This window comes from Actinomyces sp. oral taxon 180 str. F0310 (genome assembly GCF_000185285.1).
Taxonomy (GTDB): domain Bacteria; phylum Actinomycetota; class Actinomycetes; order Actinomycetales; family Actinomycetaceae; genus Pauljensenia.
This window is the reverse complement of sequence record NZ_GL622194.1, coordinates 118,708-137,922: the sequence shown is the minus strand read 5'-3', so window position 1 is coordinate 137,922 and position 19,215 is coordinate 118,708. Positions and strand designations below refer to the sequence as shown.

At 66.7% G+C, this 19,215-nt stretch carries 13 protein-coding genes; 9 read left to right on the top strand and 4 right to left on the bottom strand.

From position 1 onward, the window contains the following. Positions 1–16: 16 nt before the first annotated feature. Positions 17–1,015 carry a TerC/Alx family metal homeostasis membrane protein gene (locus HMPREF9006_RS00635; protein WP_009211592.1) on the top strand — a complete coding sequence of 333 codons (999 nt, stop codon included), beginning with the start codon at positions 17–19 and terminating at the stop codon, positions 1,013–1,015. Further along, complete coding sequence (locus HMPREF9006_RS00630) at positions 1,005–3,395, top strand: HAD-IC family P-type ATPase (RefSeq protein ID WP_009211591.1); 2,391 nt, start codon at positions 1,005–1,007, stop codon at positions 3,393–3,395. The genes HMPREF9006_RS00635 and HMPREF9006_RS00630 overlap by 11 nt, the downstream gene beginning before the upstream one ends. A 66-nt stretch (positions 3,396–3,461) precedes the next feature. On the opposite strand, the gene HMPREF9006_RS00625 is transcribed toward HMPREF9006_RS00630, so the two are convergent. Continuing rightward, positions 3,462–3,743 carry a YciI family protein gene (locus HMPREF9006_RS00625; RefSeq protein WP_009211590.1) on the bottom strand — a complete coding sequence of 94 codons (282 nt, stop codon included), beginning with the start codon at positions 3,741–3,743 and terminating at the stop codon, positions 3,462–3,464. Positions 3,744–3,800: 57 nt separating this feature from the next. Between HMPREF9006_RS00625 and uvrA the strand changes: the two genes are divergently transcribed. Beyond that, positions 3,801–6,665 carry an excinuclease ABC subunit UvrA gene (gene uvrA, locus HMPREF9006_RS00620; RefSeq protein WP_009211589.1) on the top strand — a complete coding sequence of 955 codons (2,865 nt, stop codon included), beginning with the start codon at positions 3,801–3,803 and terminating at the stop codon, positions 6,663–6,665. Between the two features lie 11 nt (positions 6,666–6,676). Then, on the top strand, positions 6,677–7,171 hold the full coding sequence (locus HMPREF9006_RS00615; protein WP_009211588.1) for a hypothetical protein: 495 nt from the start codon (positions 6,677–6,679) through the stop codon (positions 7,169–7,171). Positions 7,172–7,249: 78 nt separating this feature from the next. On the opposite strand, the gene HMPREF9006_RS00610 is transcribed toward HMPREF9006_RS00615, so the two are convergent. The 3 genes from HMPREF9006_RS00610 to glnA form a co-directional block, all read right to left on the bottom strand. Next, entirely contained in the window at positions 7,250–9,166 is a 1,917-nt protein-coding gene (locus HMPREF9006_RS00610; protein ID WP_009211587.1) for an AMP-dependent synthetase/ligase, read from the bottom strand. Positions 9,167–9,200: 34 nt separating this feature from the next. After that, positions 9,201–11,066: an AMP-dependent synthetase/ligase gene (locus HMPREF9006_RS00605; RefSeq protein WP_009211586.1), complete on the bottom strand. Its 1,866-nt coding sequence runs from the start codon at positions 11,064–11,066 to the stop codon at positions 9,201–9,203. Between the two features lie 115 nt (positions 11,067–11,181). After that, positions 11,182–12,606, bottom strand: a complete 1,425-nt coding sequence (glnA, locus tag HMPREF9006_RS00600) for a type I glutamate--ammonia ligase (protein WP_009211585.1) — start codon at positions 12,604–12,606, stop codon at positions 11,182–11,184. 185 nt (positions 12,607–12,791) lie between these two features. Here glnA and uvrC point away from each other — a divergent pair, with 185 nt between their 5' ends. From uvrC to whiA, 5 genes are read left to right on the top strand one after another with little or no spacing between them, the layout of a single operon-like run. Continuing rightward, positions 12,792–14,807, top strand: a complete 2,016-nt coding sequence (gene uvrC, locus HMPREF9006_RS00595) for an excinuclease ABC subunit UvrC (protein WP_009211584.1) — start codon at positions 12,792–12,794, stop codon at positions 14,805–14,807. After that, a complete protein-coding gene (gene purT, locus HMPREF9006_RS00590) occupies positions 14,804–16,018 on the top strand; it encodes a formate-dependent phosphoribosylglycinamide formyltransferase (protein WP_009211583.1) in 1,215 nt (404 codons plus the stop codon). The genes uvrC and purT overlap by 4 nt, the downstream gene beginning before the upstream one ends. 39 nt (positions 16,019–16,057) lie before the next feature. Then, entirely contained in the window at positions 16,058–17,053 is a 996-nt protein-coding gene (gene rapZ, locus HMPREF9006_RS00585; RefSeq protein ID WP_009211582.1) for an RNase adapter RapZ, read from the top strand. Next, on the top strand, positions 17,053–18,057 hold the full coding sequence (locus HMPREF9006_RS00580; protein ID WP_009211581.1) for a gluconeogenesis factor YvcK family protein: 1,005 nt from the start codon (positions 17,053–17,055) through the stop codon (positions 18,055–18,057). The genes rapZ and HMPREF9006_RS00580 overlap by 1 nt, the downstream gene beginning before the upstream one ends. 45 nt (positions 18,058–18,102) lie before the next feature. Beyond that, positions 18,103–19,086 (top strand): DNA-binding protein WhiA, encoded by a 984-nt coding sequence (gene whiA, locus HMPREF9006_RS00575; protein WP_009211580.1) that lies wholly within the window; start codon positions 18,103–18,105, stop codon positions 19,084–19,086. Positions 19,087–19,215: the final 129 nt, after the last annotated feature.

Below are 19,215 nucleotides of genomic sequence, written 5' to 3'. Positions count from 1 at the left end.
TAGTTGAGAGGTTGCGATGGTTGTTCACCCGTGGGCCTGGGGGGTTCTCGGCCTGGTTGCACTGGGCCTCGTCGTTCTTGATTTTCTTGGGCACGCGCGCAACCCCCATCCCCCCACCGCTTCCGAGGCGGCTCGCTGGACGCTCTTCTACGTCGGCCTCTCCGGCCTGTTCGGCGTCGGCCTGTGGCTCACGAACGGGTGGCTCTACGCCCAGGAGTTCTACGCGGGGTGGGTGATGGAATGGTCCCTGTCGGTCGACAACCTCTTCGTGTTCATTCTGATCCTCAAGGCGTTTCGGGTGCCGCGTGAAAACCAGCAGAAGGCGCTGCTGCTCGGCATCGTCATCGCGCTGGCGCTGCGTCTCGTGTTCATCCTCCTCGGCGCAGCGCTCGTGTCTCGCTTCTCCTGGGTCTTCTTCATCTTCGGGGTGTGGCTGCTGTGGACGGCATTCTCCCAGATCAAGGAGACGGCGAGCGGCGGGAGCGAGGAGGGGGAGTACGAGGATAATGCTATTATCCGCGCCGTGCGTCGCGTTCTTCCGATCACCGACGGTTTCATCGGCAACCGGCTGCTCTACCGCCACGGCGGCCACACCTACCTGACCCCGCTGTTTGTGGTCGTGCTGGCGCTGGGATCGGCGGACCTCATGTTCGCGTTCGACTCGATTCCAGCGATCTTTGGCATCACCTCGCAGGCCTTTCTCGTCTTCGCGTGCAACGTCTTCGCCCTCATGGGGCTCCGTCAGCTGTTCTTCCTCGTGGACGCTCTTCTCTCCAAGCTCGTCTACCTGGGATACGGCCTGGGCGTCATCCTCAGCTTCATCGGAGTCAAGCTGATCCTCGAGGCGCTGCACTCCAACACCCTGCCGTTTATTAACGGTGGTCGGGGCGTGGGGTGGGCTCCGGAGATTTCCGTATCGGTGTCGCTTGGGGTCATCGTCGTGACCCTGGGACTCACCGTTGTTGCGTCGCTGATCCGCAGCGCTATGGACGAGGAGGACGCCGGTGAGCGTTGACAGGGTGAGTATCGACGAGCGTGGCCTGAGCGCTGCGGAGGTGGCCGAGCGCGTCGCGCGCGGCGCCGTCAACCGGGTGAAGGATCGCACCTCCCGCTCGGTGACCTCGATTATCCGCGAGAACGTCCTGACTCTCTTCAACGCGATCATCGTCGCGGCGTCCGTCATCGTGCTTCTCTTCGGTGACCTGCGCGACGGCATCTTCGGTGGCGTCATGATCATCAACGCGGTCATCGGCATCGTCTCGGAGCTGCGCGCCAAGCGCACGCTGGATTCGCTGGCGATCGTGGATGCGCCGCAGGCGACCGTGCTACGCGGTGGCACGCTGTCCGTCGTGCCCGCACGCGACGTCGTGCTTGATGACGTCATCGACCTGACGCTGGGAGACCAGGTGAGCGTGGACGGAACCGTGTTGAGCGCGGTCGGCCTCGAGATCGACGAATCCCTGCTGACGGGGGAGTCTCGTCCCGTGAAGAAGAAGCAGGGCGACCAGCTGCTGGCCGGCACGAGCGTCGTCGCCGGCTCAGGGCGCATGGTCGCCACGGCCGTCGGCGAGCGCGTCTACGCGCAGGGGCTGTCGGAGCAGGCTCGAGCGTTCACGCGCACGGTCTCGGAGATCCAGGTGTCGATCAACCGGGTGCTGCAGGTCGTGTCCATCATGCTGCTTCCCGTCGTCGTCCTGACGTTCTACTCGCAGAACCGCGTGGCGGGAGGCGACGGGGGAGACTGGCGTGAGGCGCTCGTCCTCTCCGTCGCATCCGTCATCGGCATGATTCCTCAGGGCCTCGTCCTGCTCACCTCCATGAACTTCGCGATCGGATCGGCGACGCTCGCCCGCCGCGGCGTGCTCGTCCAGGAGCTCCCCGCCGTCGAGGTGCTCGCGCGCGTTGACTGCCTGTGCCTGGACAAGACGGGCACGCTGACCACCGGCGGCATCCGCGTTCGCGGCGTCGAGGTGGTGTCGGGCCAGGAATCCTCCGTGTTGTGCGCCCTCGCGAGCTGTGCGAGTGATCGCACCAACGCGACGGCCGAGGCGATCTGGGAGCATTTGAGCGACGAGCAGCGCGCGGGCGCGGCGCAGCGCATCGAGTGGTCGGTCCCTTTCTCGTCCGCCCGCAAGTGGAGCGCGTGGGGTGGGGGTGCCGACACCTGGATCCTGGGCGCACCCGAGTTCGTCATCGACGAGGCCGCGGCGGCGAACGTGGACCTGCTGGCCAGGGTGCGTGCCGTCGCACAGGAGGGTTCGCGTGTGGTTGCCCTCGTGCGCGCCGATGAGGCCATCGTCGACGACGAGCTGCCGGCGCGCCGGGAAGTGGCCGCGCTCGTCGTGCTCGAGGAGGACCTCCGACCCGACGCGGCCGAGACGCTCGACTACTTCCGCTCCCAAGGCGTGCACGTGCGCGTCATCTCCGGCGACAACCCGACGACCGTCGGCGCGCTGGCCGCGCAGGCCGGCCTGACCGCGCCCGACGGCTCGCCCGCTCGCCTCATGGACGCGCGCGACCTTCCCGAGGACCTGACCTCGGAGGCGTTTATCGATGCCATCGAGAACCACGACGTGTTCGGCCGCGTGACCCCCGAGCAGAAGCGCGCGATGGTGGGAGCACTGCAGGCGCGCGAGCACTGCGTCGCCATGACCGGTGACGGCGTGAACGACGCCCTTGCGCTCAAGGACGCGGACCTGGGCATCGCGATGGGCAACGGAACGCAGGCCACGAAGGCACTCGCCCAGATCGTCCTCGTGGACTCCAAGTTCTCGGTCCTGCCCGGCGTCCTGTCGGAAGGCCGACGCATCATCGCGAACATGGAGCGCGTGTCGTCGCTGTTCCTGGCGAAAACCACCTACGCGGCCGTGCTTGTCATCGTTACGGCTCTCGTCGGCTGGCGCTATCCCTTCCTGCCGCGCCAGTTCAGCTACATCGACTCCCTCACGATTGGCATCCCCGCGTTCTTCCTGGCCCTGTGGCCCAATCCGCGCAGGTACGTTCCCGGGTTCCTCAAGCGAACGCTGTCCCTGGCGATGCCGACGGGAGCCATCTTGGCGGCCGCCGCGCTCGTCGCGTTTGGTATCGTTGACGGCCCACCGCAGGCGCGCGAGTCGACGGCGGCGATCCTCTCGCTCATGCTGGGGGCGATCTGGCTTCTCGTCATCACGTCCCGCCCCTTCTCCCTGTGGAAGTGGGTGCTCCTGGCCGGCGTCATCACCGCGACCGTGGGCGGCGTATTCATCCCACCCGTGCGTCACTTCTTCTCGATGGTTGCGCCCAACGCACACGAGTGGCTTGTCATCATCACCGTCGGCGCGTGCGCGTGCGCGCTCATCGAGGTCGCGCAGCGCCTCTTCTACGCCCGCCAGTTCGCCCGGTCGCTTCAGCCCTAGGCCACGACGGCAGCGCGAGGCCGCCCCGGGTCTTTGCCCGGGGCGGCCTCACACACGTATTGGGATTCAGAACGTGCGAATGACGGGGTTCCACTCGCGAATCAGGCGCGCCTGGATGACCTCGGCGACGTAGAAGGGATCCTCGTTGAGGATCCGCTCGACCTCGTCCTGGTTCTCGGCGCTGATGAGAATCAGGGCGCCGGGCACCTCGCCGACGAGCGGGCCCGACGCGACGTTGACACCGCGGCCCAGCAGGTCGGATAGGAAGGCTCGGTGGGTGGGGCGGACCTCGACCATCGTCTCGGTCATCGCCGGGTTGTACACGTACTCAACTGCGTAGAATGCCATAGCACCAACCCTAACCCTCATCCGCTCAATTTCCTAGGCGGGCGATAGGATCGAGGGATGCATGACAAGCTAATCATCCAGGGAGCCCGGGAACACAACCTGAAGGACGTGAACCTCGAACTTCCCCGCGACGCCATGATCGTTTTCACGGGGCTGTCCGGATCGGGCAAGTCCTCGCTGGCTTTCGACACGATCTTCGCCGAGGGGCAGCGCCGCTACGTCGAGTCCCTTTCCTCCTACGCCCGCCAGTTCCTCGGACAGATGGACAAGCCGGACGTCGACTTCATCGAAGGCCTCTCACCCGCCGTCTCCATTGACCAGAAGTCCACGTCGCGCAACCCGCGATCCACGGTGGGCACGATCACCGAGATTCACGACTACCTGCGCCTTCTGTACGCGCGCGCGGGTGTCGCCCACTGCCCCGAGTGCGGCGCGCGCATCCAGGCCCAAACCCCCCAGCAGATCGTCGATCGCGTGCGAACCATGGAGGAGGGGACGCGTTTCCAGGTCCTCTCGCCCGTCGTGCGCGGGCGCAAAGGCGAGTACCAGGACCTCATCGACGAACTCAGATCGGACGGATACACGCGCGCGATCATCGACGGTGAGGCCGTGCGATTGGAGAATGCGCCGAAGCTGGAGAAGAAACTCAAGCACACGATTGAGGTCGTCATCGACCGCCTCGTGGTGCGCGAGGGCATGCGTCAGCGCCTCACCGACTCGGTTGAGACCGCGCTGCGGCTCTCCGATGGCCTCGTCGTCATCGACTGCGTCGACCTGGACGCTGACGACCCGGATCGGCGACGCCGATTCTCCGAAAAGCGCGCGTGCCCCAACGACCACCCGCTCGCCCTCGACGAGATCGAGCCGCGGACGTTCTCCTTCAACGCGCCCTACGGTGCGTGCCCGGATTGCACCGGCCTGGGCTTCCGCCTCGAGGTCGACCCAGAGCTGGTCGTCCCCGATGAGGAGCTTTCCCTCGCCGAGGGTGCGGTCATCCCATGGACCTCCAACAACCGCTACCACATGAAGCTCCTGGAAGCCCTGTCCAAGGAACTCGGATTCGCTCTGGGCACCCCGTGGAAGAACCTGCCGAAGAAGGTCAAGGACGCGATCCTGTACGGTAAGGACTACGAGGTGAGCGTCAAGTTCCGCAACCGGTGGGGCAGGGAACGCTCCTACACGACGGGCTTCGAAGGCGCGATCAACTACATCGAACGCAAGCGAAACGAGACGGAGTCCGCCGCGGTCAGCGAGAAACTCGACTCCTACATGCGCGAGACCCCATGCCCGACCTGCCACGGGGCGCGGCTGAAGCCGGAAGTCCTGGCCGTGCGCATCGGCGGCTTGTCGATCGCCGAGCTCTCCGACATGTCGATCGCGGACGCGCGTGCATTCCTCGCGCACGTCGAGCTTGAGCGCCGTGCCCGCTCTATCGCCGCCCCCATCCTCAGCGAGATCGAGGCCCGCCTGGCCTTCCTCGTGGACGTCGGCCTGACCTACCTGACGCTCTCGCGCGGGGCCGGCACGCTCTCGGGCGGCGAAGCGCAGCGCATTCGACTGGCCACGCAAATCGGCTCGGGCCTCGTCGGCGTCCTCTACGTCCTCGACGAGCCCTCGATCGGGCTGCACCAGCGCGACAACCGCAGGCTTATTGCCACCCTGGAGCGCCTGCGCGACCTGGGCAACACCCTCATCGTCGTCGAGCACGACGAGGAGACGATGGAGGCCGCCGACTGGATCGTCGACATCGGCCCGGGTGCCGGGGAGACCGGTGGCTGGGTCGTCCACTCGGGGCCGCTGTCGGAGCTGAAGAACAACAGCAAGTCCCTGACCGGGCAGTACCTGGCCGGCAAGCGGCGCATCATCGTGCCGCCGAGCCGCCGACCGGTGGATAGGAAGCGCGTCGTCACCGTCAAGGGAGCTCGCGAACACAACCTCAAGGGGGTGGACGTGTCCTTCCCGCTCGGCGTTCTCACAGCCGTGACCGGCGTGTCCGGGTCGGGCAAGTCCACCCTCGTCAATCAGATCCTGTACCGCACCCTCGCGTCGCGCCTCAACGGCGCGCGCACGGTGCCCGGCCGCCACCGCACGATCACCGGAATCGAGCAGCTGGACAAGGTCGTGCACGTCGACCAGAGCCCGATTGGTCGCACGCCCCGGTCGAATCCGGCGACCTACACGGGTGTGTGGGACCAGATCCGCAAGCTCTTTGCCGAGACGCAGGAAGCCAAGGTCCGCGGCTACGGTCCCGGCCGTTTCTCCTTCAACGTCAAGGGAGGTCGCTGCGAATCCTGCAAGGGTGACGGCACCCTCAAGATCGAGATGAACTTCCTGCCCGACGTGTACGTGCCCTGCGAGGTGTGCCACGGCGCACGCTACAATCGCGAGACCCTGGAAGTGGAGTACAAGGGCAAGACCGTCGCGGACGTGCTCGACATGCCGATCGCCGAGGCCGCGCAGTTCTTTGCCCCGATCTCGCGCATCGCTCGTCACCTGAACACGCTCGTGGAGGTTGGCCTGGGATACGTGCGGCTCGGGCAGAGCGCGACCACCCTGTCGGGAGGCGAGGCGCAGCGCGTGAAACTGGCGTCGGAGCTGCAGCGGCGCTCGACCGGACGCACCGTCTACGTGCTCGACGAGCCGACGACGGGACTGCACTCCGAGGACATCCGAAAGCTCCTGCTCGTCCTGCAGTCCCTCGCTGACAAGGGCAACACCGTGATCGTCATCGAGCACAACCTGGACGTCATCAAGAGCGCGGACTGGGTCATTGACATGGGGCCCGAGGGGGGCGCCGGTGGCGGAACCGTCGTCGCACAGGGAACACCCGAAGAGGTCGCAACGGTAGAGGACTCCTTCACCGGGCAGTACCTCGCCGAGGTCCTCGCCAAGGAAGCGGCGCGCGACGCCGCGGGCGCCTAGCGGCGTCTAGGATGAGACCCGTGCAAGCGGCGTATCGCTCCATCGGCTACACGTTCTACTGGCCCGCGTGGGTCCACCTCCTGGTCGTCGGACTCCTCGGCGTCGCCGCGGTTGTGACCGCGGTGGCTCTGATGGCCCGCGCGGCGCGGCGGCCACGTGCCTTCGGCCTGCCGGTCGGCCTCCTCGCCGCCGTCGGCAACCTGAGCCTGTGCGTCCTCGTGCAGGCGGAGGCCCGGCACACGTGGCAGACGGGCATGGTGGGCACTCTCTACACGGTGGCGTTTGTGTTTCTACTGATAACGCTCGCCTCCCTATGGAGCGCAGAATCGGGCGGATTCCGCTGGTCGCGCGCCTTCCACCTGTTTCTTCTGGCGGTGATGGCGATCGCCGGCATCATGGAGTTCGCCTATCGTCTGACGTATTGGATTCCGCTGCCCGTGGCGGGGGTGGCCGTCCTCCTCGCCCTCCTCGGTGCGTTCGCCGCCGGTCGTGCCAGCCGCGACTAGTCGGGTTCTTCACGCAACTCGATCCCGGCCTCGTTCATCATGACGAGTTCGGGGCCGCGATCGTGTGGCGGGAGGGGATTACTCCTTGTCCTTCGCGGCCTCGCCGGAAGCATAGAGGGCGTCCACCTCGGCGGCGTAGTCGGCCAACACGCGTCGGCGCTTGAGCTTGAGCGAGGGGGTCATGTAGCCGTTCTCCACGGTGAAGGCCGCGTTGACGATCCGGTAGCGTCGAATTGACTCGGCGCGAGAGACCGCACGGTTAGCGCGCGCGATGGCCTTCTCGAGGGACTCGCGCACCTGCGGAAGGTCCGCGGCCTGTGCGGCGTCAACGACTGGAAGACCGTGGCGGGCGAGCCACTCGGGGAGCATCTCGGTGTCGAGCGCGATCAGCGCACCGATGTAGGGGCGGCCCTCTCCCACGACGATGATGTTGCCGATGAGCGGGTGGGTCGACAGCGCCTCCTCGAGGATCTCGGGGGAGACGTTCTTCCCGCCCGCGGTGACGATAAGTTCCTTCTTGCGTCCCGTGATCCGCAGGTGGCCGCGATCGTCGATCGACGCCAGGTCGCCTGTCTTGAACCAACCGTCGACGAAAGCCTCCGCGGTCGCCTCGGGAAGATTGTGGTAGCCCTTGGACACGGAGATGCCCTGGACGAGGAGCTCGCCGTCGGTGGCGATCTTGAGGCGGTTGCCCGGCCATGCGAAACCGACCGAGTCGGGGGGGAAGTCCTGCGGTGTCTCCACGGAGATCGGCCCGGTCGTCTCGCTCAGGCCGTAGCCCTGCAGGAGCGTGATCCCCAGACCTCGATAGAAGTTGGCCAGGTCAGTGGCCAGCGGCGCTCCGCCGGAGATGATCGTGTGGAGGTTGGGTCCCAGGATCGCCCGAACCTTCGACAGGACGAGGGCGTCCGCGACTCGGCCGCGGAGCCGGAGAGCGGCGGAGGGACCGGGGGAGGGGGTAGCCGAAGCGTCAGGCACGGGAGTCGTGTCCGGGCCGGGGCCGGCCACCGCCGACTCGGGCAGGGGAGTGTCCGCGTAGGCGCTGGCCATGGACAGGGCGCGCGCCTGCTTGGCGGCCCAGGAGAACAGGCGGCCCTTGACGCCGCCACCGGCCTTCGCGGCGGCTGCGTTGTAGACCTTCTCCATGACGCGAGGGACGACGAGAAGCATCGTCGGCTTGAACGTGGCGATGTCGTTGACGAGGTTGCGCGTGTCGGGAGAAAACGCGACAATCCCCTGGCCGGCGAGCAGGCAGTACATGACGAAACGCGCCAAGACGTGCGCGACCGGGAGGAACAGCAGGGAACGAGACTTCGGGTCGTTGATGAGGAGGGGAAGGAAGTCGTAGGCCTGGAGCATCGGGGAGATGAAGTTGCCGTGCGTGAGGACGACGCCCTTGGGTTTGCCCGTCGTCCCAGAGGTGTAGATGATGGTGGCATCATCGCCGAGGTGAACCGCGTCGGTGCGTGCGCGCACGTCCTCGACGGACACCGCCTGGGCGGCGCTGCTCAGCTCTCGCTCGGCTCCGCGATCGAGGGAAAGGATGTGGCGCACGCGATCCGTGCGCACGGATTCGACGAGCTCGGCCTGCTGCGTGGTCGCCGTGATAACGATGCGGACGTCGGCGTCGGTGAGGATGTGGGCGATCTGCGACGCGGAGTCGGTCTCGTAAATCGGAACGGTGACCGCCCCGCAGGACAGGGCGGCGACGTCGATGAGCGCCCACTCGTAGGAGGTCGGTGCGAGGATGGCGAGGTGTTCGCCCGCCTCGAGGCCAATGCCGATCAGGCCGCGGGCGATGGAGTCGACTTCGGCGAGAAACTGCTCCATCGTGATCGGCCGCCATGCCCCCACGTTCGAGCGTCGCTCAATGGCCAGAGCCCCCGGGTGCGTGGCCACGCGTTGGTGGAGCATCTTCGGCAGGTTCATGTCATCGGTGGCCTCGCGCGTGGCGATCGACTCCCACGAGCCGTCGGCGAGCCTACGTACCGTCATTGCAGTCCTTTCCAGGGTGTGCGCGTCCAGCGCGTCAGTTCTTCTTACGGAAGCCAAAGAGGCGGCTCTTGGGGGCGGGCTGAGCGGACACGGGGCCTCCGTAGAGGGCGTCGACCTCGTGGGCGTAATCGGCGAGAACCTTGCGGCGGCGCAGCTTCATTGATGGGGTGACGTAACCGTTCTCCACCGTGAACGTGGCATCGACGATGCGGAACTTACGAATGGACTCAGCCCGCGAGACGGCCTTGTTGGCGCGCTCAACCGCCCTGCTCAGGGAGTCGCGCACCTGCGGAAGGTTCGCGGCCTCGGTGGGGGAGCACTGGGCGAGGCCGTGCTTGGCCAGCCAATCCGGCAGCATGTCCGCATCGAGGGTGAAGAGCGCACCGACGTAGGGACGCTGGTCGCCCACGACGATGACGTTGGCGACGAGTGGGTGGGTGGCCAGGGCGTCTTCGAGGACCTCCGGTGAGACGTTCTTTCCGCCGGCGGTGACGATCAGTTCCTTCTTGCGTCCCGTGATCGTCAGGTGGCCCTTGCGGTCGATGGAACCCAGGTCGCCCGTGTGGAACCAGGTGCCGTCGGGCATGACCTGCGCGGTCTCCTCGGGGAGGTGGTAGTAGCCGGGCATGACCGACTGACCGCGCACGAGGATCTCTCCGTCCTTGGCAATCTTGATGAAGTTGCCCGGCAGGGGAAGACCGACGGTTCCGACCGGGTTGTTGCCGATGTGCTGGACGGCGATGGGGCCCGTGGTCTCGCTCAGGCCGTAGCCCTGCAGGAGAGTGATGCCCATGCCGGCGTAGAAGTGGGCGAGGTCGGTGGCCAGGGGCGCGCCTCCCGAGACGATGTAGCGCAGGTTCGGGCCGAGGACGGATCGGATCTTGTTGAGCACGAGGCTGTCAGCCAGGCCGTGGCGCATCTTCCTCAGGGGGCCGGGGCCGAAGGCCTTTTCGCTCGCCTGGGAGTAGGCGCGTGCCTGCTTGGCGCTCCACGCGAAGAGGCGGCCCTTGACGCCGCCGCCCGCCTTTGCGCTGGCCGCGTTGTAGACCTTTTCCAGGACGCGGGGAACAACGAGGAGCACCGAGGGTGCGAAGGCCTGAATGTCGGGCAGCAGGTTCTTGATGCTGGGGGAGAAGCCGAGGACACCCTGACCGGAGAGGATCACGTGCATGACGAGGCGAGCCAGGACATGGGCGACGGGAAGGAAGAGGAGCAGGCGGGTGGAGGGGGAGTCGATGACGTCGCCGAGAATCTGGCGTGCGCCCTGCGAGGTCGCGATGAAGTTGGCGTGGGTGAGGGCTACCCCCTTCGGGGCGCCCGTGGTGCCGGAGGTGTAGATGATCGTGGCGATATCATGGGATGTGATCGCGCCGCGGCGGCGCCTCACGTCCTCAATCGTGACGTGCGTGGCGGCTCGCGCGATAGTGCGCAGCGCGCCCCGGTCGAGGGAATCGACGCCGACCGTGTACGAGGGGGCGACGGTGCGCACCAGGTCGGCCTGCTGGGTGGAGGCGGTGAAGACGCGGGTGACGTGCGCGTCGGTGAGAATGTGTTCGATCTGGGCGGCGGAGTCGGACTCGTAGATGGGCACCGTGATCGCGCCGATGGAGAGGAGAGCGAGGTCTAGGAGCAGCCACTCGTACGAGGTCGGGGCGAGGATGGCCACGGCATGACCAGGCTCGACACCGAGGCCGATGAGGCCGCACGCCGTGTACTCGACCTGGCGCTGAAGCTCGGCGGCCGTGAGGCGGCGCGTGGAACCGACGGAGGAGCGCTGCTCGACGGCGATCTGGTCGGGCTGGGCGGCGGCTCGGCGTGCCAGCATGTCGGGCACGATCTCGTGATCGCCGACCGTGTAGGTGGGCTTGATCGTATAGGAGCCATCGCGCATGCGCTTCATCGTGTCCTCCGGGTGTCGGTTCAAAGACTGAACATCAGATCCGGTGCGAGTCTATCCGCAACAGGGCGGCCCCCGCCCCCATTAGGGGGCAGAGGCCGCTCAAGTGACGATTAGATCACAGGTCGTAGTAGAGCTGGTACTCGTACGGGTGAGGGTAGGCGCGCATGGGGGCGACCTCGTTGATCTCCTTGTAATCGAGCCACGTGTCGATCAGATCCTGGGTGAACACGTCTCCCTCGGTGAGGAACTCGTGGTCCTCGCGCAACGCATCGAGGGCAGCTTCAAGCGAGCTGGGGAGCTTGGCGATGTCCTGATACTCGGCAGGCGGCAGCTCGTAGAGATCCTTGTCGATCGGCGCGGCGGGCTCGATGCGGCGCTTGATCCCGTCGATGCCGGCCATGAGGCAGGCGGAGAAGGCCAGGTAGGGGTTCGCGCTCGGGTCCGGCACGCGGTACTCGACACGCTTGGCCTTGGGGGAGGTTCCGGTGACGGGAATGCGAATGCACGCGGAGCGATTGCGCGCCGAGTACACGAGGTTGATCGGCGCCTCGAAGCCGGGGACCAGGCGACGGAAGGAGTTCACCGACGGGTTCGTGAAGGCGAGGAGTGCGGGGGCGTGCTCCAGCAGGCCGCCGATGAACCAGCGGGCAGTGTCGGAGAGGGATCCGTAGCCGCGCTCGTCGTAGAAGAGAGGCTCGCCGTCCTTCCACAGTGACATGTGCGTGTGCATGCCCGAGCCGTTGTCGCCGAAGAGCGGCTTGGGCATAAAGGTCGCCGAGTGACCGAACTCGAGCGCGGAGTTCTTGATGACGTACTTGAACTTCATCATGTCGTCGGCCGCCGCCTGGAGCGTGGCGAAACGGTAGTTGATCTCCTGCTGTCCGCCCGAACCCACCTCGTGGTGGGCACGCTCGATGGTCAGCCCGACCTGCTCGAGGATACGGCTCATCTCGTCGCGAACATCCGCGTACTTATCGGCGGGGGACACGGGAAAATACCCGCCCTTGAGGCCAACCTTGTACCCCATGTTGCCCCCCTCTTCGCGTCGCCCCGTGTTCCAATAGGCCTCGGGGGAGTCCACCTCGAAGAAGGTGGCGTGAGGGCTGACCTGGTAGCGCACGTCGTCGAACAGGTAGAACTCGGCCTCGGCGCCGATGAAACACTGATCGGCGATCCCGGTGGAACGCAGGTAGGCCTCGGCCTTCGCGGCCACCTGCCGTGGGTCACGCGAGAAGGGTTCGTCGGTGAAGGGGTCGACGATTGAGAAGTTGACGACGAGCGTGGACCGCTCGCGGAAGGGATCGACGAATGCCGAGCTGATGTCGGGGATGAGCTTCATGTCGGACTCGTGGATCGCGGTAAAGCCGCGCACCGACGAGCCATCAAACATGAGGCCATCACTGAGGGCGGAGTCCAGGAACTCGCTGACGGGAATCGTAAAGTGCTGCTGAACACCGGGGACGTCGCAGAAGCGTACGTCGACGAGCTCAATGTTCTGTTCGGAGATAAAGTCTGCGACCTCTTGGGTGGAGGTGAACATGAACGTCCTTCTGTGTGGAGTGGTGACTACTCATGGTCAAGATTGAGTCAATTCGTGACCAAAATCAGTATATGCCCGCAGGGGCCTCGGCGGGCTCCCGTTTCATCTGTCGATAGTTTCATGACATACAGCACGGGCGTGAGGAGTGTCGGGCGCGTGTCGTCGGGGCCTCGTACCCTGGTGGGGTGGCAGATCCTTCGACGTACCGCCCCCGCACGGGAGACATTCCGACCTCGCCGGGCGTCTATCGCTTCTCGGATCCGCAGGGCCGCGTCATCTACGTAGGCAAAGCCAAAAACCTGCGCAATCGCCTCACCAACTACTTCCAGGACCTGGCGAACCTGCACCCGCGCACTCAGCAGATGGTCACCACCGCCTCCCGCGTGCAGTGGACGGTGGTGCGCTCCGAGATCGAGGCGCTCACGCTCGAGTTCACGTGGATCAAGGAATTCAATCCGCGCTTCAACGTCGTGTTTAAGGACGATAAATCCTATCCCTACCTCGCCGTGTCCATGGGGGAGCGCTACCCGCGCGTGCAGGTGACGCGCGAGCGCAAGCGCGCAGGCTCACGCTACTTCGGCCCCTACACTCAGGTGTGGGCAATACGGGAGACCATCGATCAGCTTCTGCGCGTCTTCCCGGTGCGTTCGTGCTCGGCCGGGGTTTTCGCTCGGGCGAAGGCCCAGGGGCGCCCGTGCCTGCTTGGCTACATCGACAAGTGTTCGGCCCCGTGCGTCGAGCGAGTGACGGCCGAGGAACACCGTGAGCTGGCCGAGGGCCTGTGCCGCTTCATGCAGGGGCGCACGGGTCCCGTGATTCGCGACCTCGAAACCCAGATGCGCGAGGCCTCGGCCAACCTGGACTTCGAACGAGCCGCGAAGCTACGCGACGACGTCGCCGCCCTGCGCACCGTTCTCGAGCGAAACGCCGTCGTCCTCGACGATGGAGCGGACGCGGACGTCTTCGCGCTCGTCAGCGACGACCTTGACGCCGCTGTCCACGTCTTTCACGTGCGCGGCGGGCGCATTCGTGGCACCCGAGGCTGGGTCATTGAACGGGTGGACGGCGCGGGAGACGCCGCCCTCATGTCGCGCCTGCTGGAGCAGGTCTACTCCTCGGCGACGGAAGACGAGGCGCGGGGGGCGCGGGAGACGAAGGCGGCGGCCGTCAGCGTCGACGACGTCGCACACACGCCCACCTCCGCGATCCCCCGCGAGGTTCTCGTCTCCGTGGCTCCCGACGACATGGAGACCATCAGCCGCTGGCTCGGTGAGGCGCGAGGCGCGTCCGTCGCGATCAACGTCCCCAAACGCGGGCCGAAAGCTCAGCTGATGGACACCGTGACCGACAACGCGCGCCAGGCGCTGACCCTGCATCGCACGCGCCGAGCAGGCGACATCACCGCCCGCTCCAAGGCGCTCGAACAGCTTGCGGAAAACCTGGATCTTCCGGCCGCACCGCTGCGCATCGAGTGCTACGACGTGTCGCACACCGGGGGAGAGAATCAGGTCGCCTCCATGGTGGTCTTCGAAGACGGCATGCCCCGCAAGGACGCGTATCGCACCTTCAACATTCGCGGGACGGACGGTAAGGGCACCCCCGACGACACGAGCGCGATGAATGAGGTCCTCACGCGACGCTTTTCCCGCCTGCTGGCAGAGGAAGCGGGCATTGAGGGCGAGGACGAGGACGGGGTCGCCTACGCGTCGGGACCCATCGAGGCCGCAACAGGGCGCCCCCGACGTTTCTCGTACCGGCCAGACCTCGTCGTCGTCGACGGGGGCCTCCCCCAGGTCAATGCGGCGCGCGCGGCACTCGAGGCGGTGGGCGCGGACGTTCCGGTCGTCGGCTTGGCCAAGCGGCTGGAGGAGGTGTGGATCCCAGGCGATGAGTTCCCCTTGATCCTGCCGCGCACCTCCGAGGCGCTCTACCTGCTGCAGTACCTGCGCGACGAGTCCCATCGTTTCGCCATCACCAAGCACCGCAAGCGCCGGTCCCGGGCGAGTCGCCGCTCCGTCCTCGATTCCATCCCCGGCCTCGGTCCGGCGCGTCAGGCCGCGCTGCTCAAGCACTTCGGCTCTGTCAAGCGCCTGAGGGAGGCAACGCCGGACCAGATTGCGCACGTCAAAGGCGTGGGAGCCCTCCTCGCGCGCCAGATCCACGATAGGCTACACACATCGTCAAGGGAGGAGACGTCATGACATCGACGCTGCCGACGCCGCTGCCCGCCCGCGTCCTCCTGCTGGGTTCGGGGGAACTCGGCAAGGAAGTCACCATTTCCCTCAAACGCTATGGCGCCACCGTCATCGCGTGCGATTCCTACGCCGGTGCCCCCGCCATGCAGGTAGCGGACGACTTCCGCGTCTTCGACATGGCTGACCCGCGGGCGCTCCGCGAGGTTCTTGCCGAGGTTGATGTCGACCTGATCGTCCCCGAGGTCGAGGCGATCGCGACCGCGGAGCTCGCGGACGCTGAGGAACGCGGGGTGCGGGTCGTTCCCAACGCCTACGCGGTCACCGCGACGATGGACCGCGAGCGCATTCGCAACCTCGCCGCCAGCCTCCCGGGCGTGCGCACCTGTGCCTTTCGTTTTGCGCGCAGTGAAGACGAACTCGCGCACGCTCTCGACGAGGTGGGGTACCCGGCTTTCGTCAAGCCCACAATGTCCTCCTCTGGACACGGGCAGAGCCGCGTCACCTCCCGCGACGAGGCCTGTGCAGCGTGGCGCGCCGCGCGCGACGGCGCCCGCGCCGACACGGGCGTGGTCATCGTCGAGGAGGGGATCGACTTCGACTACGAGATCACTCTGCTGACGCTGCGGTCGTGGGATGCGCACGCCTCGCGCGTCCTTACCTCCTTCTGCGCACCCATCGGCCATCGTCAGGAGGGCGGCGACTACGTCGAATCCTGGCAGCCCATGGCGATGAGTCCTTGCGCTCTGCGGGCGGCGCACTCGATGGCCCGTGATGTCACCGATGCTCTCGCGCGCAAGGGAACCGGGCCTTGCCTGGGCATCTTCGGCGTGGAGTTTTTTGTGCGCGGAGACGACGTGTGGTTCTCGGAGCTGTCTCCGCGCCCGCACGACACGGGCATGGTGACGATGGCCACGCAGGGTCAATCCGAGTTCGAGCTACACGCGCGCGCGATCCTCGGACTTCCCACCTCGACCGAGCAACGCGCGCCGGGAGCATCGGCCGTCATCCGAGCACCCCGAGCGATTGAGCGCCCCGTCTACGACGGTGTCGGGCGCGCCCTGGCAACGGCCGACGTCGTGCGTATCTTCGGCAAACCCGTGAGCCGAGCCCACCGGCGCCTCGGTGTCGTGGTGGCCACCGCAGCCAGCCCGAAGGAAGCCCGGGTGATCGCCCGGCGCGCCGCCCAGGAGATCAGCGTCGAGGACGCGCCCGCCTAAGCCACCCCGCCACCCCAACACCTTGCCAAGGAGGACACCATGCCCGACCAAGCCACCGACCGTCCACGCGGCGGCCTCGACGCCCCGGGCTTGCCCGTGAACGAGGAGAATCCGCCGACGTTCCCCGAAGGCATTCCCGCGCGCGACGTCGTTGCTGCCAAGCCGGAACCCCGCGCCTCCAACGAAGTCCTCATCATCACCGGCTACTCGGGAGCGGGTCGCACCGGTGCGGCGCGAGCTCTCGAGGATCTCGACTGGTACGTCGTAGACAACTTGCCTCCCACTATGCTTCCCGCCCTCGTGGGCATGATGTCCAACGACCCGGCGGCGGGCGTCCATCGCCTCGCGGTGGGGGTGGACGTGCGCTCGCGCACGTTCTTCGCGAACCTGTCCTCCACGCTTGAGCAGCTCAAGAAGTCCGGAATCGCCTACCGTGTGATCTTCCTCGAAGCAAGCGCCCAGACCCTCGTGCGCCGCTACGAGTCGAATCGGCGCCCGCACCCTCTGCAGGGGCAGGGCACCCTCATGGACGGTATCAAGGCGGAGGAACGCCTGCTCGCCCCCCTGCGTCGCAGTGCGGACGAGGTCATCGACACCTCCGACATGAGCGTTCACGACCTGACCCGGCGGATTCGAGACATCGTGGCGGGGGAGGAGCGCCTCCTGCAGATCACGGTCGAATCCTTTGGTTTCAAGCACGGCCTGCCCCTCGACGCCGACCACGTGGTCGACGTGCGCTTCCTGAAGAACCCGTACTGGGTTGACGAGCTGCGGCACCTGACCGGAAAGGACCAGGCGGTCGCCGACTACGTGCTCTCGCAGCCGGGTGCGCGTGATTTCGCCCTGGGATACGCTGACCTACTGGCACCCATGCTGGCGGGCTATCTGGCAGAATTGAAGCCATTCGTCACGATCGCCGTCGGCTGCACGGGCGGTAAGCACCGCTCCGTCGCGTGTTCGGAGGCCATCGCGCAACGCCTGCGCACTCTCGGGCACTCCGTCCGGGTGATGCACCGCGACATTGGGAGAGACTGATGCCCTATCTTGATGCAGCCGGCTGGGTTCAACGAGGCGAATCCGGTCAGTCCATCGTCGCCCTCGGCGGCGGCCACGGCCTCTCGGCCACCCTGCGGGCACTGCGCCACATCACACGGGCGCTCACCGCGGTCGTCACGGTCGCCGACGACGGTGGCAGCTCGGGTCGGCTCCGCAAGGAGATGCCGATCCTTCCGCCGGGTGACCTACGCATGGCGCTGGCGTCGCTGTGCGAGGAATCCGAGTGGGGGCTTACCTGGCGTGATGTCATGCAGCTGCGCCTGGATACGACGGGCCCCCTCAACGGGCACGCGCTCGGTAACCTCTTGATTTCCGGATTCTGGCAGCTCCTCGATGACCCGGTTGAGGGCCTCGACTGGGTCGGCAGACTGCTGGGGGCGCAGGGGCGTGTCCTGCCGATGTCGACGACGCCCATCGATATCGAGGCAGACATGATGGACGGGGGACGCAGGTACGTCGTCGCCGGCCAGTCCAAGGTGGCGGTCGCCCCCGGAACCGTTGAACACGTGCGCATCACGCCCGAGGCTCCCGAGGTTCCCGGCGCCGTCATCGAGGCGATCTCCGAGGCCGACTGGGTGGTCCTCGGTCCCGGCTCCTGGTACACGTCGGTGATCCCGCACCTGCTCGTGCCCGAGATCAACCGAGCCCTGGCCACGACCGACGCGCACCGCGCGCTTGTGCTCAACCTAGCGCGCCAACGCGGGGAAACGGACCTGATGTCGACAGCGGACCACGTGCGGGTGCTGCGCGAATACGCTCCGATGCTCAAGCTGGACGTCGTTGTCGCTGACCCGACCGCGTGCGATGACATCGACGACCTGATCGTGGCGGCCGAGGAACTGGGGGCTCGCGTCCTGCTGCGCCAGGTGCGCACCGGCGACGGAGCGCCGCACCACGACCCGCTGCGCCTGGCGGCGGCGCTCCGTGACGCATTCGACGGCTTCCTCGGGGAAGTCGGGCAGCCAGAAACGTGGTTACCTTAGACCCTGTTGCCCGTTGATCGAGACACCACATCGTTGGGAGAATCTGTGTCGCTGACGTCAGACATGAAGGACGAGCTCGCGCGCGCCGTCATCACCACTCCGTCCGAGGTCGCCGCCGAGGTGAGCGCGACGCTGCGCTTCGCCGGCGGCTTGCACCTCGTCGGTGGCCGGATCCTCGTGGAGGCCGAGCTTGACTCGCCGGTCGCGGCCAGGCGCCTGCGCACCTACCTCCAGGCGCTGTACAACGCGGAGTCCTCCGTTGTCGTCGTCTCCGGTTCCTCCCTTCGGCGCGGCAAACGCTTCGTCGTTCGCGTCGTCCACAAGGCCGACGAGCTGGCCAGGCTCACCGGACTCGTCGACTCTCTCCGGCGTCCCGTGCGCGGCCTCCCCCCTGCTCTCGTGTCGTCGGGGACGGCCGAGGCCGCGGCCATCTGGCGCGGAGCCTTTCTCGCGCGCGGCTCGCTCATGGAACCCGGCCGCTCTTCCTCTCTCGAGATCACCTGCCCGGGCCCCGAGGTGGCCTTGGCGATGGTCGGCTGCGCGCGCAAGCTCGGCGCGGCTGCACGCTCGAAGGAGGTTCGGGGAACCGACCGCGTCTCCGTGCGCGACTCCGACGCAATCGGCACGCTGATCGCCGCGATGGGTGCGCCCGCGACCTTCGAGGCCTGGCAGGAGCGCCGGGAGCGACGCGAGGCGCGCGGCAGCGCCAACAGGCTCGCCAACTTCGACGATGCCAACCTGCGACGGTCGGCGCGCGCGGCCGTGGCGGCCGGGGCTCGCGTCGAGAGGGCCTTTGAGATCCTCGGCGACGATGTTCCGGCGCACCTGCTCGAGGCGGGCACCCTGCGCCTGCGCTACAAGCAGGCTTCCCTTGAGGAACTGGGCAAACACACGAATCCGCCGCTCACGAAGGACGCGGTGGCGGGGCGCATCCGCAGGCTCCTCGCGCTGGCGGACAAAGTCGCGCACGAACGCGGTATCCCCGATACCGAATCCGCGCTCACCCTCGAGATGCTTGAGGAGGACTGAGGTCCTTAGTTTCGCCCCGTATGGTGGGCAATAAACGAGAATTACCCCACGTGATGATTTTGTAATTGGGGTGTGACAGAGGACGCTTGCGGGTGTAAATTAGGAACTGCTGGAACCGCAGACATCTGC